This window comes from Mesorhizobium sp. M7A.F.Ca.CA.001.10.2.1 (assembly GCF_003998575.1).
Taxonomy (GTDB): Bacteria; Pseudomonadota; Alphaproteobacteria; order Rhizobiales; family Rhizobiaceae; genus Mesorhizobium.
The window spans coordinates 1-1,137 of sequence record NZ_RZQY01001092.1; the positions used below are offsets into that span (position 1 = coordinate 1).

1 protein-coding gene and 1 pseudogene are annotated in these 1,137 nt (G+C 60.1%); both read right to left on the reverse strand.

All coding sequences use genetic code 11. The features are described from left to right. Nucleotides 1–252 precede the first annotated feature (252 nt). Complete coding sequence (gene hpt / locus EN964_RS35340; protein WP_023811104.1) at nt 253–795, reverse strand: hypoxanthine phosphoribosyltransferase; 543 nt, start codon at nt 793–795, stop codon at nt 253–255. A 23-nt stretch (nt 796–818) separates the two neighbouring features. Then, nucleotides 819–1,137: pseudogene (locus EN964_RS35345) on the reverse strand (hypothetical protein); the annotation flags it as partial.

Sequence of the window (1,137 nt, forward strand, 5' to 3'; positions counted from 1 at the left end):
GGCGGCCAGGGTGCGGACGGACTCATCGTCCTCGACGATCAGAAGCTTTGCCATGGCCGGCATATTTGGCCGCCAAAAGTTGACTTTTCCTGAAAGCCCACGAGCAATTCAGGAAAAGTGTGAGACGATTTTCCGGGAAAAGCGCACAGCGCTTTCCCTTGGGAATTGCGTCAAAACAAAAAACTCGAGCGGTTCGGCGTTTTCGTGAAGCGGCGAACCGCTCTAAGCATCAGCAAACCTTTTTGATGCCGCTCAGACATCCCCTTTGACGACACCGACAAACGGCAACTCGCGAAAAGCATGGGCTACATCCATGCCGTAGCCAACGACGAAATAGTCGGGGCAGTCGAAGCCGACATAATCGGCATTGAGCTCGGTCTGGCGGCGCATGCGCTTGTCGAGCAGCACGGCGATCGAACAGCTCTTGGCGCCCCGCGACAACATCAGCTCGCGGGTAAAGCTCAGCGTCTTCCCCGATTCGAGAATGTCGTCGATCAGCAGCACGTCGCGGCCGGCGACCTCATTGTCGATGTCGCGCAGCACCCTCACCTCGCCGCTGCTGGTGCCGGCGCCATAGCTGGAGATGAAGATGAATTCGACCTCCGGCGACAGGCCGACATCGTGCATGGCCCGGATAAGATCGGCGGCGAAGATAAACGAGCCCTTCAGCACCGAGATCACCAGCAGATCGTGATAGTCGTGTCCGGCAATCTCCTTGGCGAGCTCGAGATTGCGCCGCGCGATCGCCGATGCTGAAAACAGAACCTCGATGTCCTTGCCGCGTACGATGGGCATTGATGGTCTTCCCCGGTGATCGCCTATTCGGCGAAAGTGACCGACACGGTCTTCACACCGTTTCTAGGCACGTCGAGCCGGCTGGCAAAGCCGAATCTTTCGCCAGACGCCAGCGAACGGCCGGATGTCCCCAACGTATAGCGGGTAGTCTGCCCGTCATTGCCGGTCACCCGGATTTCGAGCGGCGGCAACTCCGTCGGTTTCGCACCATCATTGACGGCCTCACCATCGACGAACAGTGCGGCGTTCGGCCCGGTAGCGTCGACGCGTGACGTGACGCCCGAAATGCTGAGCGCCGACGCCTGCGCGCTGGACAGGAACGGCGCCTGGCGCACCAGCGCG